The sequence below is a fragment of the Streptomyces cinerochromogenes genome, assembly GCF_014648635.1.
GTDB classification, from domain to species: domain Bacteria; phylum Actinomycetota; class Actinomycetes; order Streptomycetales; family Streptomycetaceae; genus Streptomyces; species Streptomyces cinerochromogenes.
In genome coordinates this window covers 120305-143903 of sequence record NZ_BMRM01000003.1, presented here as the reverse complement: position 1 = coordinate 143903, position 23599 = coordinate 120305, and the positions used below count along the sequence as shown (strand labels likewise).

Annotated in this window: 20 protein-coding genes; 10 read left to right on the top strand and 10 right to left on the bottom strand. The window is 73.8% G+C overall.

The genetic code is table 11. The features are described from left to right. Window positions 1-15: 15 nt before the first annotated feature. Window positions 16-987 carry an alpha/beta hydrolase gene (locus IEZ20_RS07325; protein ID WP_189295632.1) on the bottom strand — a complete coding sequence of 324 codons (972 nt, stop codon included), beginning with the start codon at window positions 985-987 and terminating at the stop codon, window positions 16-18. A gap of 401 nt (window positions 988-1388) precedes the next feature. Here IEZ20_RS07325 and IEZ20_RS07320 point away from each other — a divergent pair, with 401 nt between their 5' ends. From IEZ20_RS07320 to IEZ20_RS07305, 4 genes are all read left to right on the top strand, one after another. Continuing rightward, on the top strand, window positions 1389-3257 hold the full coding sequence (locus tag IEZ20_RS07320) for an amidohydrolase (protein ID WP_229895979.1): 1869 nt from the start codon (window positions 1389-1391) through the stop codon (window positions 3255-3257). Window positions 3258-3403: 146 nt separating this feature from the next. Continuing rightward, entirely contained in the window at window positions 3404-4066 is a 663-nt protein-coding gene (locus tag IEZ20_RS07315) for a hydrolase (RefSeq protein WP_189295628.1), read from the top strand. A 51-nt stretch (window positions 4067-4117) separates the two neighbouring features. Further along, the gene (locus IEZ20_RS07310) at window positions 4118-4642 is read left to right on the top strand and encodes a DoxX family protein (RefSeq protein ID WP_189295626.1); all 525 of its coding nucleotides are present in this window, start codon (window positions 4118-4120) and stop codon (window positions 4640-4642) included. Beyond that, the gene (locus IEZ20_RS07305) at window positions 4623-5360 is read left to right on the top strand and encodes a YoaK family protein (protein WP_189295624.1); all 738 of its coding nucleotides are present in this window, start codon (window positions 4623-4625) and stop codon (window positions 5358-5360) included. Before IEZ20_RS07310 ends, IEZ20_RS07305 begins: the two co-directional genes overlap by 20 nt. Window positions 5361-5374: 14 nt before the next feature. Here IEZ20_RS07305 and IEZ20_RS07300 read toward each other — a convergent pair whose 3' ends face one another. The 9 genes from IEZ20_RS07300 to IEZ20_RS07260 form a co-directional block, all read right to left on the bottom strand. Then, complete coding sequence (locus tag IEZ20_RS07300) at window positions 5375-6421, bottom strand: helix-turn-helix domain-containing protein (RefSeq protein ID WP_229895932.1); 1047 nt, start codon at window positions 6419-6421, stop codon at window positions 5375-5377. A 163-nt stretch (window positions 6422-6584) separates the two neighbouring features. Next, window positions 6585-8327 carry a pyruvate dehydrogenase gene (locus IEZ20_RS07295; protein WP_189295622.1) on the bottom strand — a complete coding sequence of 581 codons (1743 nt, stop codon included), beginning with the start codon at window positions 8325-8327 and terminating at the stop codon, window positions 6585-6587. A gap of 78 nt (window positions 8328-8405) precedes the next feature. Continuing rightward, complete coding sequence (locus tag IEZ20_RS07290) at window positions 8406-9584, bottom strand: XdhC family protein (protein ID WP_189295620.1); 1179 nt, start codon at window positions 9582-9584, stop codon at window positions 8406-8408. A 19-nt stretch (window positions 9585-9603) separates the two neighbouring features. Continuing rightward, window positions 9604-10611, bottom strand: coding sequence for an amidohydrolase family protein (locus IEZ20_RS07285; RefSeq protein WP_189295618.1), 1008 nt, complete (start codon window positions 10609-10611; stop codon window positions 9604-9606). Beyond that, a complete protein-coding gene (locus IEZ20_RS07280; RefSeq protein WP_189295616.1) occupies window positions 10601-11095 on the bottom strand; it encodes a (2Fe-2S)-binding protein in 495 nt (164 codons plus the stop codon). The genes IEZ20_RS07285 and IEZ20_RS07280 overlap by 11 nt, the downstream gene beginning before the upstream one ends. Further along, a complete protein-coding gene (locus tag IEZ20_RS07275) occupies window positions 11092-12024 on the bottom strand; it encodes an FAD binding domain-containing protein (RefSeq protein WP_189295614.1) in 933 nt (310 codons plus the stop codon). Before IEZ20_RS07275 ends, IEZ20_RS07280 begins: the two co-directional genes overlap by 4 nt. A 16-nt stretch (window positions 12025-12040) precedes the next feature. Continuing rightward, window positions 12041-14218, bottom strand: a complete 2178-nt coding sequence (locus IEZ20_RS07270) for a xanthine dehydrogenase family protein molybdopterin-binding subunit (RefSeq protein WP_229895931.1) — start codon at window positions 14216-14218, stop codon at window positions 12041-12043. 388 nt (window positions 14219-14606) lie between these two features. Then, a complete protein-coding gene (locus IEZ20_RS07265) occupies window positions 14607-14945 on the bottom strand; it encodes a GNAT family N-acetyltransferase (protein ID WP_189295610.1) in 339 nt (112 codons plus the stop codon). 20 nt (window positions 14946-14965) lie between these two features. Then, complete coding sequence (locus tag IEZ20_RS07260) at window positions 14966-15955, bottom strand: pirin family protein (protein WP_189295608.1); 990 nt, start codon at window positions 15953-15955, stop codon at window positions 14966-14968. 245 nt (window positions 15956-16200) lie between these two features. On the opposite strand from IEZ20_RS07260, the gene IEZ20_RS07255 reads away from it, so the two are divergent. The 6 genes from IEZ20_RS07255 (at window position 16201) to IEZ20_RS07230 (ending at window position 23552) form a co-directional block, all read left to right on the top strand. Then, on the top strand, window positions 16201-16644 hold the full coding sequence (locus IEZ20_RS07255) for an SsgA family sporulation/cell division regulator (protein ID WP_189295606.1): 444 nt from the start codon (window positions 16201-16203) through the stop codon (window positions 16642-16644). 114 nt (window positions 16645-16758) lie between these two features. Beyond that, window positions 16759-17334 (top strand): Dps family protein, encoded by a 576-nt coding sequence (locus IEZ20_RS07250; protein ID WP_189295604.1) that lies wholly within the window; start codon window positions 16759-16761, stop codon window positions 17332-17334. Between the two features lie 159 nt (window positions 17335-17493). Continuing rightward, on the top strand, window positions 17494-18861 hold the full coding sequence (locus IEZ20_RS07245) for a cytochrome ubiquinol oxidase subunit I (RefSeq protein ID WP_189295602.1): 1368 nt from the start codon (window positions 17494-17496) through the stop codon (window positions 18859-18861). Then, a complete protein-coding gene (locus IEZ20_RS07240) occupies window positions 18854-20116 on the top strand; it encodes a cytochrome d ubiquinol oxidase subunit II (RefSeq protein ID WP_189295600.1) in 1263 nt (420 codons plus the stop codon). Before IEZ20_RS07245 ends, IEZ20_RS07240 begins: the two co-directional genes overlap by 8 nt. Then, window positions 20113-21843, top strand: coding sequence for an ABC transporter ATP-binding protein/permease (locus IEZ20_RS07235; RefSeq protein ID WP_189295598.1), 1731 nt, complete (start codon window positions 20113-20115; stop codon window positions 21841-21843). Before IEZ20_RS07240 ends, IEZ20_RS07235 begins: the two co-directional genes overlap by 4 nt. Further along, the gene (locus IEZ20_RS07230; protein ID WP_189295596.1) at window positions 21840-23552 is read left to right on the top strand and encodes an ATP-binding cassette domain-containing protein; all 1713 of its coding nucleotides are present in this window, start codon (window positions 21840-21842) and stop codon (window positions 23550-23552) included. Before IEZ20_RS07235 ends, IEZ20_RS07230 begins: the two co-directional genes overlap by 4 nt. The last annotated feature ends 47 nt before the right edge of the window (window positions 23553-23599 follow it).

Below are 23599 nucleotides of genomic sequence, written 5' to 3'. Positions count from 1 at the left end.
TCGTTCCCCTCGCGATCAGGCGGTGTGCAGGGCCGCGTGCAGCGTGCGGACGGCCATGGTGATGGCGGCCTCGGCGGCGTGGGTGCCGCGCAGGGCGTTGAGCATGACGAAGTCGTGGATGATGCCCTGGAAGCGGACCGCGGTGACCGGCACCCCGGCCTCGCGGAGCTTGTTGGCGTACGCCTCGCCCTCGTCGCGCAGCACGTCGGCCTCGCCGGTGATGACCAGCGCCGGCGGCAGGTCGCGCAGCTGCTCGGTGGTGGCCCGCAGCGGGGAGGCGGTGATCCGGGCCCGCTCGGCCGGGTCGGTGGTGTACTGGTCCCAGAACCACTGCATGCCGTCGCGGCGCAGGAAGTAGCCGGTGGCGAACTGGTGGTAGGACGGCGTGTCGAAGCTTGCGTCCGTGACCGGGTAGAACAGCACCTGCTGCACCAGCGGGATCCCGCCGCGCTCCTTGGCCATCAGGGTCAGGGCGGCCGTCATGTTGCCGCCGACGGAGTCGCCGGCCACCGCGAGCCGGGAGCCGTCCAGGCCCTTGGACGCGCCCTCGTCCACCACCCACTTGGCGACGGTGAAGTTCTGCTCGATGGCGACCGGGTAACGGGCCTCCGGGGAGAGGTCGTACTCGGGGAAGACGACGGCGGCCTGGGCGCCGACGGCGAGTTCGCGGACCAGACGGTCGTGGGTGTGGGCGTTGCCGAAGACCCAGCCGGCGCCGTGGATGTAGACGATGACCGGGAGGGTGCCGGTGGCGCCGGCGGGCTTGACGATGCGGGCCCGGACGCTGCCCGTGGGACCGCCCTGGACGGTGATCCACTCCTCGTCCACGGCCGGCTTGTCGATCTCGCCCGACTGCACCTCGTCGACCGCCTTGCGGCCCTCGGCCGGGGCCAGGTCGAACAGGTAGGGCGGGTTCGCGGTCGCCGCCGCGAACTCGGCCGCCGCGGGCTCCAGCACCGGGTTCACCGGCTCGTGGGCGTCAGACATGGGAAACTCCTGTGATCACGTAGGGACGCCGGTCGTTCCGGCAGACGACCCGGATCGTTGTGCTGGGCACTCCGGCGCCGCTGACCGCCACCGTAGGGCCGCCGTCCGCCCGGCGGTTGCCCACCAGCGCACGTCCGACGTCCTCACAGCGCACGGCGGTCCCCGGCTCCGGATCCAGTGCGCTGCGGGAAAAACGCCGGTGCACGGACGGGACACACGGCGACGCCCTCCGGACCTAGCGTGAGGGCAGCGGTCACGGTGCGCCCCTCGGTCAGACGGCGGCTCCCGCGCCTCACCGCTCGCCGTCCGCTTCTCTCGTCGCGCTCCTCGTTCGCCGAGTCCGAACGCAGCGGACACCCCAAGACACTCATTCCGGAGGAGGTCCCGCACACGTGTCTGCAATGCCGGTCGGCGGGCTGGTTCCCCAGGTCACCGACGATGCCGCAGAGCTGGTCGTCCGCAACGCGAAGATCCATACGGGGGACCCGGTCCGCCCGCACGCCCAGGCCCTCGCCGTCCGGAACGGCGTCATCACGGTCGTCGGTGACGACAAGGACGTCGCCCCGCACGTCGGTCCCGCCACGAAGGTGGTGGACGCGCTCGGCCGGCGGATGATCCCGGGTCTGAACGACGCCCATCTGCACGTCATCCGGGGCGGGCTCAACTACGTACTGGAGCTGCGCTGGGACGGTGTCCGCACCCTCCGCCAGGGGCTGGCGATGCTGCGCGAGCAGGCCGCACGGACACCGAAGGGCCAGTGGGTACGGGTGGTGGGAGGCTGGTCGGCGGAGCAGTTCGCCGAACGGCGGCTGCCGACCGTCGCCGAACTGAACGCCGCCGCCCCGGACACCCCGGTGTTCGTGCTGCACCTGTACCAGTCGGCCGTCCTGAACCGGGCGGCGCTGCGGGCCGCCGGCATCGACCGGGACACCCCCGATCCCCGGGGCGGGCTGATCGTGCGCGGCCGGGACGGCGAGCCGACCGGCATGCTGCTGGCCGCGCCCAGCGCCCTCATCCTCTACTCGACCCTGGCCAAGGCGCCGGTTCTGGAGGGCGAGGACAAGAAGACCTCGACCCGGCACTTCCTGCGCGAACTCAACCGGTTCGGCCTGACCTCGGCCATCGACGCCGCCGGCGGGTTCCAGAACTTCCCCGAGAACTACAGCACCGTCATCGAGCTGGCGAAGGCCGGCCAGTTGTCGCTGCGCATCGCCTACCACCTGTTCCCGCAGACCGCGGGACAGGAGATCGCCGACCTCACCCGCTGGATCGAGACGGCCCGCCCGGAGGACGGCGACGCGTGGCTGCGGCTCAACGGCGCGGGCGAGAACCTCACCTGGGCCGCCGCGGACTTCGAGAACTTCGCCCAGCCGCGCCCGGAACTCGGCGACTACGAGGGCGAGTTCGAGAAGGCCGTCCGTCTCCTCATGGAACACGGCTGGGGTTTCCGGCTGCACGCCACGTACGACGAGACCATCCGCCGCGACCTCGCGGTCTTCGAGAAGCTCGCCGCCGAGGGACTCTTCCCGGCGGGCAACCGGTGGCTGTTCGACCACGCGGAGACCGTGTCCGAGGAGAGCCTCGACCGGGTCGCCGCGCTCGGCGGTGCGATGTCCGTGCAGAACCGGCTGTCCTTCCAGGGCGAGGCGTTCCTGCGCCGCTACGGCCCCGGCCGGGCCGCGGACGCGCCGCCGATCCGGGCCATGCTGGACCGCGGGCTGACCGTGGCCGGCGGCACGGACGCCACCCGGGTCTCCACGTACAACCCCTGGGTCGCCCTGCACTGGCTGGTGAGCGGACGAGGCGTCGGGGACGTCGTGCTCCGCTCGCGCCGCAACCGCGTCGACCGGCAGACGGCACTGCGCATGTTCACCGTCGCCGGCGCGGAGCTGACCGGCGAGGAAGACGTCAAGGGCGTGCTGCGGCCGGGCTGTTACGCGGACCTCGCGGTGCTGTCCGAGGACTACTTCAGCGTGCCCGAGCCGGACATCGCGCACATCGAGTCGCTGCTCACGGTCACCGGCGGCCGGATCGTGTACGCGGCCGGCGAGTACGAGGGGCTCGACGAGGAGCTGCCGCGGGTCTCCCCCACGTGGAGCCCGGTCGCGCACTTCGGCGGCTACCAGGCGTCCGGGGCGGCGGGCGCGCGCCAGGCGGAGTCGCTCGGCGAGGCCGTCGCGGAGTCGGAACGGCACCGCGCCTGGCGCGTGCGCCGCGGTCTGGCCTCCGACGCCGTCGAATCCCCCTTCGACCCCTGCTTCGTCCTCTGATCCGCTCTCCGCATCTCCCTCCGCACCTCTCCCGACTCCCCTCTGCATCCGCGAGCGGGACGAACACCCACAGACCCCGTCCACCGGACGGTTGTTGCCCGGCGCGGACGCCCGTCCGCGCCGCTGTTCCCAGGAAAGGCCCTCTCATGGTCGACATCGCCCAGGTCACCGCGTCCCCCAGCCCCGACCTGCTGACCCCCGACAACTGCGCGGTCCTGTTCGTGGACCACCAGCCGCAGATGTTCTTCGGCACCGGCAGCGGCGACCGCACCGCGATCATCAACTCCACGGTGGGTCTGGCCAAGGCCGCCAAGACCTTCGATGTGCCGGTCGTGCTGAGCACCGTGGCCGCCGAGTCCTTCTCCGGTCCGATCATGCCGCAGCTGGGGGACGTGTTCCCGGACCAGAAGATCATCGACCGGACCACGATGAACGCCTGGGAGGACCCCGCGTTCGTCGAGGCCGTCAAGGCGACCGGCCGCAAGAAGCTGGTCATCGCCGGTCTGTGGACCGAGGTCTGCGTGGTCCTGCCGGCGCTCTCCGCCATCGCCCAGGGCTACGAGGTCTACGTCGTCACCGACGCCTGCGGCGGTGTCAGCCCGCAGGCCCACGAGCACGCCGTCCAGCGCATGATCCAGGGCGGTGCCGTCCCGGTCACCTGGGTGCAGGTGCTGCTGGAGCTGCAGCGCGACTGGGCCCGCGGCGAGACGTACGTGCCGGTCACCGAGGTCGTCAAGGAGCACGGCGGCGCCTACGGCCTCGGGCTGGTGTACGCCCAGGCCTTCATCGGCGGGCACGCCGCCGGCTGATCGACTCGCGCACGGCAGCACAGGGACCGAGTCAGGAACAGGCAGGAAGAGATGGACGCGGGACTGCTGGTCCTCCGGGTGGTGGCGGGGCTCCTCATCGCCGGCCACGGAGTGCAGAAGGTGAGCTTCCGGCTCGGGGGCCACGGCTTGGCAGGCGGAACGGAGGAGTTCCGGCACGACGGGTTCCGCGGGGGCCGGCTGACCGCGGTCGTCGCGGGCGCCAGCCAGATCGGGGCCGGCCTGTTCCTGGCCGCCGGTCTGCTCACGCCCCTGGCCGCGATGGCCGCCATGGGCGTGATGACGGTCGCGGGCACCGTCAAGTGGCCCAAGGGCCTCTGGGTGCAGAACGACGGCTACGAGTACCCCCTGGTCCTCGTCGTCGTCTCCGCGGCGCTGGCCCTCACCGGGCCCGGCCGCTGGTCGGTGGACCACGCGCTGGGCGTCACGCCGTGGCCGGTGTGGGTCGCGCTCGCCGCGATCGTGATCGGCCCGGTCAGCGGGCTGCTGACCCGCCTGGTGCTGCACCGGGCCCCCACGGCAACGGAAGGGAAGATCCATGCGCAGCCTGCTGACTGACGCGCTCCGTACGCTGGCACCGCCGAGGGGGGACCGTCATGGCCCGTTGCCGCCGCTGATGCTGACGCTGACCGTGGTCACCGGTCTGGTCGACGCGGTGAGCTATCTGGCGCTGGGGCACGTCTTCGTCGCCAACATGACCGGCAACGTGGTCTTCCTCGGGTTCGCGCTGGGCGGCGCGGCGACGCTGTCCGCGCTCGCCTCCGTCGTCGCGCTGGCGGCGTTCCTCCTCGGCGCGCTGACCGGCGGAAGGATCGGCACCCGGTTCGCCGGGAACCGCGGGCGGCTGCTGACGGCGGCCACCGCGGTGCAGACCGCCCTGGTCGCCGTCGCCGTCGTCGTCACGGCGGTCGCCGGCGGCCGGGTCGGCACCGGGGTGGAGTACACGCTGATCGTGTGTCTGGGACTCGCGATGGGGCTGCAGAACGCGGTCGCCCGGCGCCTGGGGGTCCCGGACCTCACCACGACCGTGCTGACGCTGACCCTCACCGGTCTGGCCGCGGACTCGGCCCGGGCGGGCGGGGCGGCGCCGAGGCCCGGGCGGCGGATCCTGTCGGTGCTGGCGATGCTGCTCGGCGCCCTCGCCGGAGCCGGGCTCGTCCTGCACGGCCATCTCGTGCTCACCCTGGTCCTGTGCCTGCTGCTCCTGGCGCTGACCTCCGTGGTGACGCACCGGCTGGCCGCCTCCGGTGCGGCCTGGACCCGGCCGCCGTCCTGAGGAACGGGTCGCGGTCAGCCACCGGGCCGAGGCTCCCCCGCTTCCGGGGGAGCCTCGGCCCGTCCGGTTCGGTCCCCGGTCTCCCGGCCGCCTCGGCCCGCCCCGCTGCTGCCGACACCATCCAGGGCCGCCCCGCTGCCCGCGACGTCCCGCCATTCACGCGGGGACATCCCGTAGGCGGCGCGGAACACCCGGCTGAAGTGGGTGGGGCTGGCGAAGCCCCAGTGGTTGGCGATCGCCGCGATGGTCACGTTCTCCCAGGACCGCAGCGTCAGGGCGCGCCGGCACTCGGCCAGCCGCCGGCGCCGGATCAGCCGGGCGACGGTCGTGCCCTCGTCCTCGAAGAGCTTGTGCAGGTAGCGCACGGAGATGTGGTGGGCGCGGGCGATCGTCTCGGGCGACAGGTCCGTGTCCGTCAGATGCCGGTCGATGTGGTCCAGGATGTCCGGCACCAGCACCGCCCGGGTGTCCGGCTCCTCGTCCCGCGCCTGCTCCGCCAGGTGTTCGGTGGCCAGGGTGGCCAGCAGGTTCACGGCGTTCCACGCGAGCATCTCGCCGACCGGGGGCCGGGACGCGCCGAGGGTGTCGGCGACGTCGGACAGGAACGGCGAGAGCAGGGCGCCGAGCCCGGACGTCGGCGCGACCGGGACGCTCGTGACGCGGGGCACGTCGGACCGGGCGAGGCCGAGGAGTTCCCGTGCGAGCAGGAACACCTTCAGCCGACAGCCCCGCGGGAGGTCCAGGCGCGGTGGCTCGTGCACGTCGTAGAAGCAGATGTCCCCGGGACCGAGGAACACGTCCGGGGCGGGCTCCCGGGCGGGCGGCGTGCCGCTGCCGCCGCGTACGCCGACGAAGAGGTACTCGCCGCCGGCCCGGGCGATCAGCCGCCGGGGGTGCCCGGCGGGGCCCGGCCGCCCGTCCGGCCGGCCCTCGCGGGGCAGCCGTGCGGGGCGGGTGCCCGTGTCGCTGTCCATGGTGACGATGCCGAGCCCCGTGGTCGTCGGCCGCACCCCGCCGGCCGTGGGTGTGGTGACCGTGGACGGACCGGTCGTGCGCATCATGCGTTTCCTTGCCTCCGGACTTCTGTCGCGTGAAGCGGCGACAGCGTCGGGAGCGGGGCCGTCCTCCACTTCGCCCGGAGCGTAGGCGGGGGGAAGTGGGAAAAGAGTGACAAGACAGTGAGGGTGACGGCCGGCGGCCGTCACCCTCACGGTGTGTCCCGCCTCAGGGGCGGGGAATGTTGCGGAGGTTGGCCCGGGCCAGGTGGATCATGCGGCCGACGCCTCCGCTCAGGACCGTACGGCTCGCGGACAGGGCGAAGCCGCTGAGCTGCTCGGCGGTGATCTTCGGCGGGACGGCCAGTGCGGCGGGGTCGGTGACGACGTCCACGAGAGCGGGTCCGTCGTGGGCGAAGGCCTCGCGCAGTGCCTCCCGCACCTGGGAGGGCTGCTCGACCCGGATGCCCCGGGCTCCGGCCGCCGTGGCGATGGCGGCGTAGTCGGCGTGCGGGTAGGTCGTGCCGTGCGGGGGCAGGCCGTCGACCATCATCTCCAGGTCGACCATGCCGAGGGAGGAGTTGTTGAAGACGACCACCTTCACCGGGAGGTCGTACTGGACGAGCGTGAGGAAGTCGCCCATGAGCATGGAGAAGCCGCCGTCGCCGGAGAGGGAGACGACCTGCCGGCCGCGGTCGAGGAACTGCGCGCCGATCGCCTGGGGCAGCGCGTTGGCCATCGAGCCGTGCACGAACGAGCCGAGGATGCGCCGGCGGCCGTTCGGTGTGAGGTAACGCGCGGCCCAGACGCAGCACATGCCGGTGTCGACGGTGAACACCGCGTCGTCCGCGGCCTCTTCGTCGAGCACCGAGGCGACGTACTCGGGGTGGATCGGGGTGTGCCGCTCGACGTCGCGGGTGTAGGCGTGCACCGCGCCCTCCAGGGCGTGCGCGTGCCGCTGCAGCATGCGGTCGAGGAACCGGCGCGACGGCTTCTCCCGCACCGCGGGCGTGAGGCAGCGCAGGGTCTCCCGTACGTCTCCCCAGACGGCGAGGTCGAGCTGGGTGCGCCGTCCCAGCCGCTCGGGCTGCACGTCGACCTGGACGGTCCGCACATCGCGGGGCAGGAAGTCGGTGTACGGGAAGTCCGTGCCGAGGAGCAGCAGCAGGTCGCACTCGTGCATGGCCTCGTAGGCGGCGCCGTAGCCGAGCAGTCCGCTCATGCCGACGTCGTAGGGGTTGTCGTACTGGATGTGTTCCTTGCCGCGCAGGGCGTGGCCCACCGGGGCCTTGACCTTGCCGGCGAACTCCATCACCTCGGCGTGGGCTCCCGCGACGCCCCGGCCGCAGAAGACCATGACGCGTTCGGCGGCGTCCACCAGCTCGGTGAGCCGGGCGATTTCGTGGTCGCTGGGGCGGATGGCGGGCAGGTCCAGGGGCATGGCGAGTTCGGGTGCCGCGTCCGGGGAGTCCTCCGCGGCGGTGTCGCCGGACAGGGACACGACCGAGACCCCGCGCCGGCCCACGGCGTGCTGGATCGCCGTCTGCACCACGCGGGGCATCTGGCGGGGTGAGGAGATCAGCTCGGAGTAGTGGCTGCACTCGGCGAACAACCGGTCGGGGTGGGTCTCCTGGAAGTAGCCGGTGCCGATCTGGCCGCTGGGTATGTGGGCGGCGAGCGCGAGCACCGGGGCCATCGAGCGGTGGGCGTCGTACAGGCCGTTGATCAGGTGCAGGTTGCCCGGTCCGCAGGAGCCCGCGCAGGCGGCCAGCCGGCCGGTGAGCTGGGCCTCCGCTCCGGCGGCGAACGCGGCGACCTCCTCGTGCCGGACCTGGATCCACTCGATGCCGGTGTGCCGCCTGACCGCGTCGACGACGGGGTTCAGGCTGTCTCCGACCACGCCGTACATGCGGCGCACACCGGCGCGCGCCATGAGGTCGACGTACTGTTCGGCGATGGTCTGCTTGGCCATGGCACTCCTCGGGTTCCGGCATGGCGGCAGGGCCCGGCGGGCGAGCGCCCGGCGGGTCTGCCTCGCGTCGCGATCACGCTAGTGAGACGGCACCGCCGCGGTTGACCGCCCGTGCACGGGATCGGTTCCGGCAGCGCACCCGTCGGCGGTGCCGTGCCGGTCGCCGGCCGTGGCCGGGCGGATGGGTCCGTCCAGCAGGGTGAGCGGCCGGGCGGTGCGGCCGCTGCGGACGGCGACGAGTTCCGCGGCGAAGGACACGGCGGTCTCCTCGGGCGTCGAGGCGCCGAGGTCGAGGCCGAGGGGCGCGTGCAGTCGCGCGAGGGCCTCGGGTGACACGCCGGCCTCGGCGAGGTCGGCGCGCCGTCGTGCCTGGACGCGCCGGGAGCCGAGTGCTCCGACGTAGGCGAGGGGCCGGCCGAGGGCCTCGGTGAGGGCCGGGACGTCGAACTTCGGGTCGTGCGTCATCACGCACACGACGGTCCGGTGGTCGGTGCGGGTCCGCGCCAGGTACCGGTGGGGCCGGTCGACCACGACCTCGTGGGCGTGCGGGAAGCGTTCGGGGGTGGTGAAGGCGGCGCGGGCGTCGCAGACCGTGACGTGGTAGCCGAGGAAGGCACCGATCCGGGTCACCGCGGCGGCGTGCGCGTCGGCCCCGAAGACCAGCAGCCGGGGCGGCGGGGCCCATGCCTCGAACAGCACCCGGGCCGGGTCCGCCGCTCCGGTGTCGTACGTCCGTACGGCCGTGTCGTCCCGGCCCAGCATGCGGCGGGCGTCGGGGAGGACCGCGAGGTCCAGTCCGGCGCTGCCGGTGCTGCCCAGGTGTCCGTCCTTCCACACGGCGACGGATCCGCCGCCTCCGGCGGGTCCCTCCATCACGCGGGCCACGACGACGGGACGGCCCGCCGCCTCGGCCAGCTGGGCGGCGGCGAGGGCGCGTGCCGTGCCGTCGTCCAGGGCCTGGACGAAGACGTCGATCTCGCCTCCGCACATCAGCCCGACCGCGAACGCGTCGTCGTCGGCGTACCCGAAGGACACGCACTGCGGCTCGCCCGAGGCCATCACCTCACGGGCGACTTCGTACACGGTGCCCTCGACGCAGCCTCCGGACACGCTGCCGAGGGCGGTGCCGTCCTCGTGGACGCACAGCGCCGCTCCGGTCCGTACCGGTGCGCTGCCCCGGACGGCGACGACGCTTGCCAGGGCGCAGCGGGCTCCGGCGGCCTGCCACTCCAGCAGGCGGGGCGCCAGGTCTCGCATCAGGATCTCCGTTCCGCTGTCAGCTCGCGTCCGGCCGCTGCGACGCGCCGGCGGGCGGGAGTCCGAGGAACCGGCGGCCGTTGGCTTCGAGGGTGGCGGCGTCGAGGCCGTGGTCCAGCGGGAAGCCGGCGGGGGCGGGTTGCGCCATGTCGAAGGGGTAGTCGCTGCCGCAGACGATCCGGTCGGGCGAGGCGTGGGCCCGCAGCAGGGTGAGGACCTCCGGGTCGTGGGTGACGGTGTCGAAGTAGAGGAGCCCGAAGGACTCCGCCGGGGGGCGGGTGCTGTCCCGGCGCACGTCGTCGCGGCTGTGCCAGCCGTGTTCCCACCGGCCGAGCAGGGAGGGGGCGCAGCCGCCGCCGTGGACGAAGCAGATCCGCAGCCCGGGGAGTTCTTCCATGACCCCGCCGAGCAGCACCGCGGCGACGGCGGTGGTGGTCTCCACCGGGTTGCCGACGAGGTTGACCAGGTAGTGGTGGTCCCATTCGGCGCGCGGCAGCTGCATCGGGTGGACCAGGACGGACAGGCCCAGTTCGGCGGCGGCGCCGAGGACCTGGCGTGGCACTCCCCGGTCGTAGGAGCGGCCGTCGAGCACGGGCGGGACCGCGATGCCCGCGACGCCCTCGGCGGCGGCGAGCCGGGTCAGCTCCCTGCGTGCGGCCGCCAGGTCGTCCAGCCGGACCAGTCCGAGTCCCGCGAGGGTGCCGTCCGCGCGGGCGACGGCGTCGGCGAGCTGTTCGTTGAAGGAGGCGACGTAGTCGTCCGCCTCGGCGGGCGCGTGCACGGGGAACGCGAAGGGCGGTGCGGAGACGACGCGTGCGCCGAGTCCGGCTCTGCGGGTGTCGGCGACGATGGTGCCGGCGTCGGTCATGGCCGCGGTCGGGAACGACAGCGGGGCTTCGCCCAGGAAGAGTTCGCCGTCGCGGTCGTTCATGCCGCCGAGCGGGTTTCCGGGGGGCAGTGCGAGCAGGTCGCGCGGCAGCCAGTGGGCGTGGACGTCGATCACTCCGGGCCGGAGGTCACCGTTCATGTGTGCTGCTCGCTTCCCGCTGCTCCCGGGCCGCGCGGGTGATGGCGCGCCGGATGGGTTCGTAGCCGGTGCACCGGCAGATGTTGGAGCCGACGACACCGGCGACGGCGTCGGGTTTGTCGGCGAGGTCGGGGTCGGCTTCGAGCGCTCCGGCGGCCACCATGAGGAAGCCGGGGGTGCAGAAGCCGCACTGGAGCGCGTGCTCGGCCGAGAACGCCCGTTGCAGCGGGTGGGGTTCGCCGTCGGGGCCGGCGAGGCCCTCCACCGTGCGCAGGGAGCTGCCGTCGCACTGCACGGCCAGGACCAGGCAGGCGCGGACCGCCTCGCCGTCCATGAGGACGCTGCACGCGCCGCAGATGCCGTGCTCGCACCCCAGGTGGGTGCCGGTGAGACCGAGGTCGTCGCGGAGGACGTCGGCGAGCAGGCGGCGGGGTTCCACGTCGAGGGTGTGGGCGGTGCCGTTCACTTCGAGCGTGATCTTCATCGGGGGTCTCCCTGTCGTACGGCGAGACGTGAGCCGAGGTCCGTCGCCGCCTCGCGGAGGGTTCTGCCGACCAGCACGGCGACGGCCTGCCGCTTGTACTCCGCGTCGGCGTACGGTTCGGCGACGGGTGCGGCGTCCTCCTGGGCGGCGACGCGGCCGGCGCGGGCGAACGGATGGCCGTCGGGGAGTCGTCGTCCCGTCGGCAGCGGGCCGATCTCGGTGCCGAGCAGCGTCTGTTCGGCGGCGCGTGCCCGCACCGGACGGTCGGCGGAGTTGACCAGTCCGATGCGTACGTCGCTGATCACGCCGTCGTGCACCGTGAGGGCCGCCGCGACCGCGACCTGGGCGAAGCAGAAGTGGGTGCGGCGGTGCTCGACGAAGCCGACGCCGGTGTGCCCGCCGAGCAGCGGCAGGCGTACGGCGGTGATCAGCTCCTGCGGGCGGCGCGCGGTGCGGTGCGGCCCGAGGAAGTAGTCGCGGGCCGGCAGGGCGCGCTCGCCGTCGGGGCCGGTCACCTCGACGGTGGCGTCCAGGGCGACGCCGATGGCGCACCATTCCGAGGCGGGGTGGGCCCAGCCGAAGCTGCCGGCCATGGTGCCGCGGGACCGGATGGGCGGGTGGGCGATGTTGACCACCGCGCGGGAGAGCAGGGTGCCGAGCGGGCCGGGTACGGCGTCGGCCCGCTCGAACGCCGCGTGGCGGACGAGGGCGCCGACGCGCAGGCCGTCGCCGTCGACGCGCATGCCGTCGAGTTCCGGGATGCGGTTGATGTCGACGACGAGCCGGGGCCGGATGCGTTGCAGGTGCATCTCCAGGATCAGGCTCTGTCCGCCGGCGAGGACCTGGGCGGTGCGCCCGGGGCCGGCGAGCGCCTGGACGGCCTCGGCGACCGTGCGGGGGACGACGTAGTCGAAGGATGCGGGTTTCACCGGGGGCCCTCCTCTGTCACCGGACACCTTCCTCGGGGCGCGGGGCGTGTGCCGCCCGCCAGACGCTGTCCGGTGTGAGCGGCATCTGCAGCAGGCCTGGATCGGCGGTCCCCAGGGCGTCGGCCACGGCGTTGACGATGGCGGCCGGGGTGCCGATGCAGCCGGACTCCCCCGCGCCCTTGGCGCCGAGCGGGGTGGTGGGGCTGGGGGTACAGGTGTCCTTGATCTCGATGGGCGGGATCTCGGTGTACGTCGGCAGCAGGTAGTCCAGGAACCCGCTCGCCAGGTGGGGCACGCCGTCCTCACCGAACGTCATGCCCTCGTAGAGGGCCTGGCCGATGCCCTGCACCGCCGATCCGAAGGCCTGGCCGTGCACCACGGTGGGATCGAGGACCACTCCGCAGTCGTCGACGGCCACCAGCCGCAGGACGTTGACGGTGCCGAGGTCGGGGTCCACCTCGGTCACCGCGACGTGGGCGCCGAAGGGGAACGCCATGCCGGCCTCGTACCGGTCCTCGACGCGCAGCGGCCCGGTCGCCTTCACCAGGTCGGCCAGGCCGAGGGGTGCCGGGCCGCCGGAGGTGGCGTGGACGGTGCCGTCCGCCCACGCGGCCCGGTCGGCGGGCAGGCCCCACAGCCGTGCCGCCCGGTGGCGGGCCTCCTCGATCAGGAGCTGGGCGGCGTGCTGGAGCATCGCGCCGGCGACCTGGGCCGACCGGCTGGCGAAGGAGCCCAGTCCCTCGGGCTGTTCGTCCGTGTCTCCCTCGACCAGGCGGACCCGCTCCTCGGGGACGCCGAGGGTCCTGGCGACGAGGGCGGGGAAGACCGTCTCGTGTCCCTGACCGCTCGGGGCGGCGCCGCAGCGGGCGGTGACGGTGCCGTCCTCGTGGACCTCCAGGCTGCCGAACTCGTGCAGGCCGCCGGGTTCGCCGCCGGAGCGCTCCACGTAGCAGGAGACGCCGATGCCGAGCGGCAGCGCGTCCGGGTCGCCGCGGCGGCGGGCCTGTTCCGCGCGCCACTCGTCGTAGCCGACCGTCTCCAGCGCGAGGTCCAGGGCGGCGGCGTAGTTCCCGCTGTCGTAGCGGCGGCCGGTCGGTGTGTCGTACGGGAAGGCGTCGGGCGGGACGAAGTTGCGCCGGCGCAGTTCGACCGGGTCGATGCCGAGGCGCCGGGCGAGCAGGTCCATGGTCCGCTCGATGGCGGTGGCCGCCTCGGGGCGTCCGGCGCCGCGGTACGGGTAGGTCACCATGGTGTTGGTGAGCACCGAGCGCAGGGTCGCGTGGACGTGCGGGGTGGTGTACACGCCGGGTGCCATCCAGGCCGTCTGCATGGGCAGTCCGACGCCGAGGTGCGGGTAGGCGCCGACGTCGGCGTCGATGGTCAGCTCGTAGGCCAGCAGGCGCCCGTCGGCGTCCGCGGCGAGCCGGACGGTCTGGTCCTGGCCCCGGCCGCGGGTGGCGACGAGCATCGACTCCAGGCGGTCCTCGATCCAGCGCACCGGCCGTCCGAGCGTGACGGCCAGGTAGGCGACGACCACGAACTCCGGGAAGGCGGCGCTCTTCGACCCGAAGGCGCCCCCGGTGTCCGGGACGACGACACGGATCCGGTCGGTGGACCAGCCGAGCAGCGCGGCGAGTTCACGGCGCAGCCGGTGCGGCATCTGGTGCCCCGACCACACGGTCAGCCGGTCCCCCTCGGGTACGGCGAGGATCGTGCGGCACTCCATGGGGCTGGGCATGAGCAGTTGCTGGCGGTAGGTCGCCTCGACCACGGCGGCGGCCTCCCGCCAGACGGCCGGGTCGACGGGCTCGCCCGCCTCGCCCCGCAGGGCGGTGTTGCTGAGGCCGTCGAAGAGGCGGACGGAGTCCTCCACGGCCGCGGCCGGGGTGACCACCGCGGGCAGCGGGTCGATCTCGGCGGTGACCTCGGCGACACCGTCCTCGGCCCGGTAGCGGTCCTCCCCGAGGACGACGGCGAGCGCCTCGCCCGGATAGCGGACCCGGTCCTTCACCAGCGCCGGCCACTCCCGGCCCGCGACGGCTTCCTCGGTCGACAGCCGGGCGAGCAGGGTGTGCGGCACCGGCGGAAGGTCCGGCAGGTCCGCGGCCGACCAGGCTCCGACGACCCCGGGCACCCGGCGGGCGGCCGTACAGTCCACGCCGCGCAGCGAGCCGTGCGCGACCTTGCTTCTCACAAATGCGGCGTCCAGACATCCCGGCACGTGGATGTCGGCCACATACCGGCCTTTTCCGGTGAGCAGCCGTTCGTCCTCGCGCCTTGTCCATTGCTCCACGACAACACCTCGTTCGCGTGCGTGCGGGAATTGTCCGGGCGACGGCCGTTTCCGGCACCGGTGGCCGGCGGAATTCCCGGCTGTCGCCGCGTGGCCGTTCTCGGAAAATGCCACGCCGGTGGAATTCGACTGCCTGGACACTAACCGCGGTGACGGGCGTGGCGCGAGCGGCGCACGGGCATCGTGCACTCGGGGACCAGAAGCGGTGCGCTGCACGCACAGCCGGCCGCCGGTCCGCGAGGACCGACGGCCGGGACGTGGGAGCCGGGGTGGAGCCGGAGCGTGGGGGTCAGGCCTGTTCGGTGTCCAGCCAGCGCAGGACGTCGGGCGTCACGTCGTCGACGAGGTCGGCGAACTCCTCGTGCCGCTTGAGGAACTTGGCCACGTAGGGGCAGACGGGCACGATGCGCTTCCCGGAGTCCCGTACGTCGGTGAGCGCCTCCTGGACCAGCCGGGAGGCCAGGCCCTGTCCGGCGAAGGCGTCGTCGATCTCGGTGTGGTAGAAGACGCGCTGCGCACCGCGGTCGCGGTAGGCGGTCAGGCCGGCGCGCTTGCCGTCGACAAGGATTTCGTAGCGGTTTCTCGCGGCTGCGTGCTCGACCACGGGAACGGCGGAGGGCTGGCTCATCGGATGCCTTTCTCAGGGCGTCAGTGACGCGGTGGGTTCCTGCGCGGGGTGATGGTCACGTGGGGCAGGACGGGCGCGGGCAGACGGTCTCCCGGATATCCCTCGACGGCGCCGAAGTGATCGGAGGAGTTCTGCCATTCCTCGCGCGCCCTGACGATATCCTCATGACGGCGTCCGATGAAATTCCACCACATGACGATCTCCTCCTCGAAAGGCGTTCCACCGAGGAGGACCGCCCGCGCGGCGCCGTCCGACTCGTTGGTGAGGGTCAGGGCGCGGGGGCCGGGGTGGACGTAGCCCAGCTCGGCGGCGTCCAGGACGACGTCCGCGACGCGGACGGCCCCCTGGTCGACGAGGAGCCCGTGCTCGAAGCCGGGGTCCACGGCGAGCGTGACGGCCGCACCCGGGGCGAGGACGATCTCGGCGCCGAGCAGGGGTGTGAAGGTCGGCACCGGGGAGGTCGAGCCCGCGAGGGACCCGAGGAAGACACTGATCTCGGCGCCGTCGGTGCGCACGGGCTCGGGAACGTAGTGCTGGAAGTCCCGCGGGGCGGCCCGGTGCTCCTCCGGCAGGGCCACCCACAGCTGGACGCCGTGCAGGACGGTGGTGCGCGGGGTGGAGACCTCGGAGTGGCTGATGCCGTACCCGCCGGTCATGAGGTTCAGCTCGCCGGGCCGTACGAAGGCGTGGCTGCCGAGGCTGTCGCGGTGCTCGATCTCCCCGCTGAAGAGCCAGCTCACGGTCTGCAGCCCGGTGTGCGGGTGCGGGGCGACGTCCATGCCGCCGGTCCGGGAGACGTCGTCGGGGCCGTAGTGGTCGGCGAAGCACCAGGCTCCGATCAGGGTCCGGGACCGCTGCGGCAGCGTGCGCCGCACGGTCATCGCCCGGGGGCCGCCCAGGGGGACGTCGCGCGGGGTCAGCACCTCGACCCGGGGCGTCCGGTCCGCGGACGCGTCGTCCACCGCCGTGCCGCAGCGCACTTCGACGGGCTCGGTCTCGGCATTGCTCATCGGGGGCCACCTCTCCACCCAGTCATGCTTCTCTCCAGCCAGCAATTGTTCTATATTCAACCATCATGCGTCCGGGCAGGTCCGGACGCCATGGCGACTTCTTCGCGACTTCTTCTTCGGACAACAACCCGTGCGCTCGTCGGCAAGCCGCTCCCCCGGTCCCGCCGTACGGTCGTCACCACCTCGGGGCCCGCCGGAGACGGGCCGACGCACCGAACCGCAACCGTCGCACACAGGGGGCCCGCATGAGACACGATCCCGCAGAGACCACGGACCAAGATCCGATCGTATGCACGACGACCGTCCGTGTCGCCGTCGCCGACGAACCGCCGGTGCCGCTGACCGCCGAACTCCGGTACGCGGCGGCGGACCCCTACGCCGTCTGCCTGTCCCTCGGCGCCCCCTCCGCCCGCTCCGTCGACTGGGTCTTCGCCCGGTCGCTCCTCGCCCGGGGGCTGACCCGGCCCACCGGGACCGGAGACGTCGTGGTGTTCCCCGCGCGCCGGCGCGATCCGGCCACGGTCCGCATCCTGCTGCGGACCCACGCCGGGGCGGCGCTCCTGGAGATCGCCGGCTCCGCCGTCACCGCCTTCCTGCGCCGCGCCCACGCCGTGGTGCCACCGGGCACCGAGCACCGCCACCTCGACGTGGACCGTGTCGTGGAGCAGCTCATGGCCGGCCGCGAATGACCCGTCCGGTGCGCTGACGAGCACCAACGCGTGCGCTCCTGGACCACGCGCCCGGTGATCCAGCCCCTAGCGTCGACCGCGTACCCACAGCACGCCATCCGCAGGAGGCACGTCATGACCACCGGCACCAAGCCCTCGTCCAGCCAGCCGTGGCTGCACCAGAAGGGCGCGGTCATCCAGGAGTTCGGAACCGTCAAGCAGTTCCCGCTCGCCCTGTCCTACGAGGCGCGCATGTACTCCTGCCAGCGCCTGAACAAGGTGCTCGCGGACACCCAGATCCTCTACGGCCTGTACAAGAAGCACCACTGGATCATGCGGGGCGCGACCTTCTACCAGCTGCACCTGCTCCTGGACAAGCACGCCGGGGAACAGCTGGAACTCGTGGACACCCTCGCCGAGCGCGTCCAGACCCTCGGCGGCGTCGCGGTGGGCGACACCCGGCACGTCGCCGAGATCACCTCGATCCCGCGCCCGCCGGACGGTGTCGAAGAGGTCCCGGCGATGCTCTCGCGGCTGCTGGAGGCCCACGAGACCATCCTGGCCGACGCCCACGACGCGGCCGCCCGGGTCGCCGAGCTGGGCGACGACGGCACCAACGACGTGCTGGTCTCGCAGATCATCCGCACCGGCGAACTCCAGGCCTGGTTCCTGGCCGAACACCTGGTGGACACCCCGCTCGTCCGCTCCTGAGCCCTGCGGGGGCCGCCGACGGCCGAACGGGCGGGGGCGTCCGCGCGTGCACGACCGCGGTCCCGCCGGGTGCGCCCGGCACACGACCGCGATCCCGCTGGACGCGCCCGGGCCCCCGCCCGCCCGACCGACCGTCACCCACCGCTCCCCGGAGTACCCATGGCCTCGCCCGCCGTCGTCGAACTGTCCCGCTGGCAGTTCGCGATCACCGCGGTCTTCCACATGACCTTCCCCGCGCTCACCGTCGGGCTCTCCGTGCTCCTCGCCGTCGTGTACACGGTGTACGCACGCACGGGGAATCCGCTCTACCTGCAGATCTTCCGGTTCTGGAAGAAGATCTTCGCCGTCGGCTTCGGCCTCGGCGTCGTCGCCGGCACGGTGATGACCTTCGAGTTCGGCCTCAACTGGGGCGTCTACGCGCACGCGGTCGGACCGGTGATCGGGGTCACCATCGGCATGGAGGTGATCACGGCCTTCTTCCTGGAGGCCGGGTTCATCGGCCTGATGCTCTACGGCGACGGGCGCATCCGCCCGCGCACCATGGCCCTGGCCTGCTGGATGGTGGCCTTCGGCACGCTGCTGTCCACCACCTGGATCCTGTCGGCCAACAGCTGGATGCAGGACCCGGTCGGCTACCGGAAGGCGGACGGCCAGTTCCACGCCGAGGACTGGGCGAGCATCCTGCTCAACCCCGCCTTCGCGCACCGCTTCCCGCACATGCTGCTCGCCGTGCTGATCAGCGCCGCCTGGTTCGTGGGCGGGATCTCCGCCTGGTACCTCGTCAAGAACCGCGCCGCCGCCCAGCCCATGGCCCGCCGCTGCCTGTCCCTCGCCCTCGGCGTGCTCGGGGTGCTGATGCCCGTCCAGCTCTACGTCGGAGACGGCACGGCGGTCTTCATGGGGCAGCACCAGCTGCCCAAGCTGGAGGCGTTCGAGGGCAACTGGAAGAGCGACAACAACGGGTACAACCTGCTCGTCGTCCCCGACACCGGCCGGGGCGAGAACCGGCTGCACGTCGAGATCCCCCACCTCGGCTCCGTCATCGCCCAGGACCTCAGCGGGAAGACGACGACACCCGGACTGCTCCAGACCCCGCCCGACGAACGCCCCAACATGTGGACCACGTTCTACGGCTTCCGCGCCATGTACTTCACCGCACTGCTGATGTTCGCCACGGCCTTCGCCGGCGTGGTCCTGCGCCTGCGCCGGCGCCTGTTCGACTCGCCGCGCTTCCTGCGCTGGATGGTGTGGATGACCCCGGCCGGGATCATCGCCATCACCGGCGGCTGGATCGTCGCCGAGACCGGCCGCCAGCCCTGGGTGGTCTACGGCCAGCTCCGCACCGCCGACGCGGTCTCCCACCTCAGCACCTTCGAGGTCGCCGCGAGCCTGGCCGGCTTCGTCCTGCTCTACGTCACCCTGCTGGCCGTCTGGGCCCGCTACATCGTCCGCACGGTCAAGGCCGGCCCCGAGGCACTGCCCACCGGACCCGCCGCGCCCGACGTCCCGGAGGCCCTCGTTGCTTGAGTACGCCAGTTACGCCCTGGTCCTGTTCTCCCTCGGCATGTACGTCGTCCTCGACGGCTACGACCTCGGGGTGGGCATGCTCAGCCTGGCCGCGGGGCCCGCGCGCCGACGCGAGTACGGCGAGATCGTCGCCACCGCCTGGGACGCCAACGAGAGCTGGATCATCCTGGCCGGCGTCGTCCTGTGGGCCGGCCTGCCCGGCGCCTACGCCGTCCTGCTGCCCGCCGTCTACCTTCCGCTCATCGGCATGCTGATCGCCGTCATCCTGCGCGGGCTCGGCCTGGAGATGCACAGCGCGGCCGGCGGCTACCGGCGCGGCTGGGCCCTGCTGTTCGGCGGGGCGTCCCTCGCCGTGGCCGTGTGCCAGGGGCTCGTGCTCGGCGCCGTCCTCACCGGGCCCCGGCAGGAGGGCGGCCGCTTCACCGGCGGGGCCCTCGACTGGCTCAGCCCCTACGGCGTGCTGTGCGCGCTCGGCCTGGTCGTGCTCTACCTGCTGGCCGGCGCCGCCTGGCTGCAGGACAAGACCGAGGGCTGGTCCCGGTCGCGGACCCGCCGCACCGGGCGGTCGCTGCTCGCGGCCACCGCGGTCCTGGCGGTGGCCCTCGGCCTGCTGCTGCCGGGCGCCGACCCGCAACCGACAGCGCTGGACGAGCCGCTGCGTGCGGTGCTGTTCTGGCTCGCGGTCGCCGTCGCCGTCGGCGCCGCCGCCGTCGCCTGGTCCGGTTTCGGCCGCGCTCCCGACTGGCGGCCGTTCGCCGCCGTGGCCACGTTGACCGCGTCCGGGCTGCTCGCCCTGGCGGCGCTCACCGCCCCGGTCGTCGTACCGCCCGCCTCGACCGTCCACCAGGTGGCCAGTCCGCACTCCTCCCAGCTCTTCCTGGTGCTCGGGGTGGGACTGTGCATGCCGTTCGTCCTGGCCTACAACGCCTACGCCTGGCGCAGCTTCCGCGGGAAGTACACCGCGCCGGCGGAGCCCGCCCTGCCGCCCCCGCGGCCCGTGCCGCACACCCCGGCGCCCGCCGCCGCGCCGTCCGGCGCCGTGCGGACCGTGCTGCGCCGGACCGTGCTGGTGGTGTCCGGCATCCTGGCGACGGCCGTGTCCCAGGACGTGTTCGGCGGGGTGGCCGACTGGATCGGCCCGCTCGGCGTCGCCCTGCTCGCGGGCACGGCGCTGGCCGCGTGGATCGCCGGCGACCGCCGTGACCGGCGGGCCGGGCACTTCGGCGCGGACCCGGAGGCGGAGCACACCCCGTGAGCACCGCCACCGCCGTACTGCTGGACGAACTCGCCGCGGACCAGGCCGGAAACCCGGTGCCGGAGCGGCTGCGGGAGTGGGCCGCCGTCGGCCGGCCGCAGCTGCGCCGCGCGGGACTGCTGCGCGGCGCGGCCCAGGCCGGCACGGTCGTCTGGGCGGGCGGGCTGGCCTGGGCGGCCCAGCGCTGCCTGGGCGCGGCGGGCGGCGCACCCGGGCCGGCCGTCGTGGCACCCGCCCTGGTGACCGCGGCCGGGGTCGCGCTGCGCGCCGTCCTGCTGTCCGCGGGTGAGACCGCCGCCGCCCGCGGTGCCCGCACCGTCCGTGAGGCGCTGCGGGCCCGGCTGATCGCGGCGGCGCTGCCGGCCCACGGCCCGGCCCCGGCCGGCCTGGACGACACCGCACCGGCCCAGGCGGTGGACGCCGAGGTCGACGAGCTGAGCGACTGGCTCACCGAGTACGTGCCCGCGCGGGCCACCATGCTGCTGGGCAGCGGCCTCACGCTGGCCGCGATCGCCTGGCGCAGCTGGTTCGTCGCGCTGCTGGTGCTGGCCGCGACCCCGCTGCTGCCGGCCAATCTGAAGGTCATCGGCCTCGGCACGCAGACCGCCGTGCGCGCCCAGCTGTCGGCCATCCGCAGCCACCGGGCACGGCTGCTGGACCATCTGCGCGGACTGCCCACCCTGGTCGGGCTCGGCGCCCACGACGAGGCGGCCGGTGCGCTGGCCCGCCACGACCGGGAGGCCGCCGAGCGCACCGGGAAGGTGCTGCGGATCGCGTTCCTGTCGACCGCGTGGGTCGAACTGCTCATCACCGGCACCCTCGCCGTCGTGGCGACGTACTGCGGGCTGGTCCTCCTCGACTACCTGCGGCTGCCCGTCGTACCGGACCGCATGAGCCTGTCCGACGCCCTGTTCGTGCTGGTCCTGGTGCCCGCCTACTTCGCACCGGCCCGGGAACTGGCCGCCGGCTACCACGCCCGGGCCCGGGCGACCGCCGCCGCCGGCCTGCTGGCCCCGCTCCTGGACACGCCCGGCCAGACCGTGCCCGTGGTCCGTCCGCCGGCCGGGCGGACGGCGACACCGCCGGGGGTACGCCTGGAAGCCGTCACCGTCCGTCACCCCGGCCGCCCCGCGCCCGCGCTGGACGGGGTGAGCGTGGACCTCGCGCCGGGGCGGTTCCTGGCCGTCACCGGTCCCAGCGGGGCGGGCAAGTCGACCCTGCTGGCCGTGGCGGCCGGGCTGTACGCACCGCACGGCGGACGCGCGCTGCACCTGCTCGACGGGCGGCCCGTCCCCGCCGACCCCGGACGGGTCGCCTGGGTGGGCCAGCCGGCGCACCTGCTGCCCGGCACCGTACGCGAGAACCTGTTGCTGGCCCGGCCCGCCGCGAGCGACCACGACCTGCTGGACGCCCTCGCCGCCCTCGGCTTCACCGACCTGCTGGCCGTACTGCCCCAGGGCCTGGACACACCGGTGGGCGAACGCGGCACCGGTGTGTCCTCCGGGCAGTCGCAGCAACTCGCCCTCGCCCGCGCGCTGTTGCGGGACGCGCCCCTGCTGTGCCTGGACGAGCCCACCGCCCATCTCGACCCGCGGGCCGAACAACGCGTCCTGTCCGCGCTGCGCACCCTGTCCCGCGGCCGGACCGTCCTGCTCGCCACCCACAGCCCCGCTCTGCTGACCCTCGCGGACCAGGTGGTCACCCTCGACCAGGGGAGCATCCGATGAGGCCCGGCCGCGCCTGGCCGCTGCTGCGTACGGCGGCTTCGCGTCGCGCCCTGCTGGCCGGGCTGCTGCCGGCCGTCGCCGGCGAACTCGCCGGGGCCGCGCTGCTGGGCGTGTCCGGGTGGTTCCTGACGACCTGCGCCGTGGTGACGCTCCAGGCCAACACCACCTGGTCGTGGATGTACCCCTCGGGCGCGGTGCGGGCTCTGGCCCTGGGGCGTACCGGTCTGCGGTACCTGGAGCGCCTGGTCAACCACCGGGTCCTGCTCTCCGCCCAGGTGGCCCTGCGGGCCCGGCTGGCCCGCGGTGCCGCCCGGCTCACGCCCCGCGAACTTCGCGCACAGGGCGACGGGGCGCTGCTCACCCGGCTCACCACCGACGTGGAGACCGTGGCCGGGCTGCCCGGAGCCGTTTGCGCACCGCTGGTGGCGGCGGTCACCACCGCGGGCGTGGTGGAGATCCTGCTGCTGTGGGCGATGCCGGTGCTGGGGGCGGCCGAACTGGTCGTCTGGGCGGCCGGCGTCGGCTGTGCCCGGCGCGCGCACCGGCGTGCGCGCGCTCGTCTGGCCGACGCCGCCGAGGCCCGGGCCGCGCTCCGTACCGTGCTGCTCGGCAGCCGGGCCGCCTTCAGCGAACTGCGGTGCCTGGACGCCGTACCGCAGGCGCGTCGGACGGTGACGGAGGCCGTGGCGGCCGTCGAGGACGCCGAGTGGGCCGCCGCCCGGGCCGAACGCCTGGGCCGGCTGGCACTGCGCCTGCTCGCGGCCCTCGGCCAGGCGTCCGTCCTGCTCATCGCCCTGACCACGACCCCGGCCCAGCCCGTCGCCGTGGTGGTGGGCGAGGTGCTGCTGCTGGCCGCGGGGTGGGACCTGCTGGAACGCCTCCCCCGCCTGCTGCAGCACCTGACCCGCGCCGACGACGCGGCCGCACGGCTCGCGCCGTTGGCACGGGAGTCGGAGATACCGGAGATACCGGATGAGCCGGAGAAGGGGGAGGGGGAAAGCGCCGACCGGTCCGTGGCGTCCGTCGCGGCACGCGGGGAGGCGTCCGACCGCTCCCCGGACAGGCCCGTCCGCGGCCTGGAAGCGGTCGGTCTGCCCCTGCCCGGCTCTTGCGGGACCCTCACCACGACCCTGTCGGGCCCTGGGCTGCTGCTGGTCACCGGTGCCAACGGCAGTGGGAAGTCGACGCTGCTCGGGCGGCTCGCCGGGCGGTTGCCGGCGGCCGCCGGCGCCGTGCTGCTCGACGGCACGCCGGTGCACGAGGCGCCGGCCCGCACCGTCGCCGAGACGGTCACGCTGGTCGAGGCCGACGACTGGCTGGCCGACGACACGGTGGCGGCCAATCTGCGCCAGGCGGCGCCCTCGGCCGGCACCGACGCGCTCCAGGCCGTACTGGACGTGGTCGGGCTGTCCGCCCTGCCGCTCGACGCCTCGGTGGGTCCCGTCGGACGCCGGCTGTCCCAGGGCCAGCGCCGGCGCCTCGCGATCGCGCGGGCCGTACTGCGGCGGCCGCCGGTCCTGCTGCTGGACGAACCCGTCGCCGGTCTGGACCGCCCCACGGCCGAGGCGCTGCTGGCCGCGCTGCCCCGGGTGCTGCCCGACACCTTCCTGGTGATCGCGCTGCAGGACCAGGACGTCGGTCTGCTGGACACGCCGGACGCGGCGCCCACGGCCGTCGTCCGCCTCGGCCAGGTGCTGGAACCGCGCTGACGGGGTCACGCAGCCGGTCAGGGTTCCACCGGACCCCGGTGGCCGGT

Coding starts and splice junctions, on each gene's coding strand:
- IEZ20_RS07325 (WP_189295632.1), bottom strand. CDS start 987: ATGTCTGACGCCCACGAGCCGGTGAACCCGGTGCTGGAGCCCGCGGCG.
- IEZ20_RS07320 (WP_229895979.1), top strand. CDS start 1,389: ATGCCGGTCGGCGGGCTGGTTCCCCAGGTCACCGACGATGCCGCAGAG.
- IEZ20_RS07315 (WP_189295628.1), top strand. CDS start 3,404: ATGGTCGACATCGCCCAGGTCACCGCGTCCCCCAGCCCCGACCTGCTG.
- IEZ20_RS07310 (WP_189295626.1), top strand. CDS start 4,118: ATGGACGCGGGACTGCTGGTCCTCCGGGTGGTGGCGGGGCTCCTCATC.
- IEZ20_RS07305 (WP_189295624.1), top strand. CDS start 4,623: ATGCGCAGCCTGCTGACTGACGCGCTCCGTACGCTGGCACCGCCGAGG.
- IEZ20_RS07300 (WP_229895932.1), bottom strand. CDS start 6,421: ATGATGCGCACGACCGGTCCGTCCACGGTCACCACACCCACGGCCGGC.
- IEZ20_RS07295 (WP_189295622.1), bottom strand. CDS start 8,327: ATGGCCAAGCAGACCATCGCCGAACAGTACGTCGACCTCATGGCGCGC.
- IEZ20_RS07290 (WP_189295620.1), bottom strand. CDS start 9,584: ATGCGAGACCTGGCGCCCCGCCTGCTGGAGTGGCAGGCCGCCGGAGCC.
- IEZ20_RS07285 (WP_189295618.1), bottom strand. CDS start 10,611: ATGAACGGTGACCTCCGGCCCGGAGTGATCGACGTCCACGCCCACTGG.
- IEZ20_RS07280 (WP_189295616.1), bottom strand. CDS start 11,095: ATGAAGATCACGCTCGAAGTGAACGGCACCGCCCACACCCTCGACGTG.
- IEZ20_RS07265 (WP_189295610.1), bottom strand. CDS start 14,945: ATGAGCCAGCCCTCCGCCGTTCCCGTGGTCGAGCACGCAGCCGCGAGA.
- IEZ20_RS07260 (WP_189295608.1), bottom strand. CDS start 15,955: ATGAGCAATGCCGAGACCGAGCCCGTCGAAGTGCGCTGCGGCACGGCG.
- IEZ20_RS07255 (WP_189295606.1), top strand. CDS start 16,201: ATGAGACACGATCCCGCAGAGACCACGGACCAAGATCCGATCGTATGC.
- IEZ20_RS07250 (WP_189295604.1), top strand. CDS start 16,759: ATGACCACCGGCACCAAGCCCTCGTCCAGCCAGCCGTGGCTGCACCAG.
- IEZ20_RS07245 (WP_189295602.1), top strand. CDS start 17,494: ATGGCCTCGCCCGCCGTCGTCGAACTGTCCCGCTGGCAGTTCGCGATC.
- IEZ20_RS07230 (WP_189295596.1), top strand. CDS start 21,840: ATGAGGCCCGGCCGCGCCTGGCCGCTGCTGCGTACGGCGGCTTCGCGT.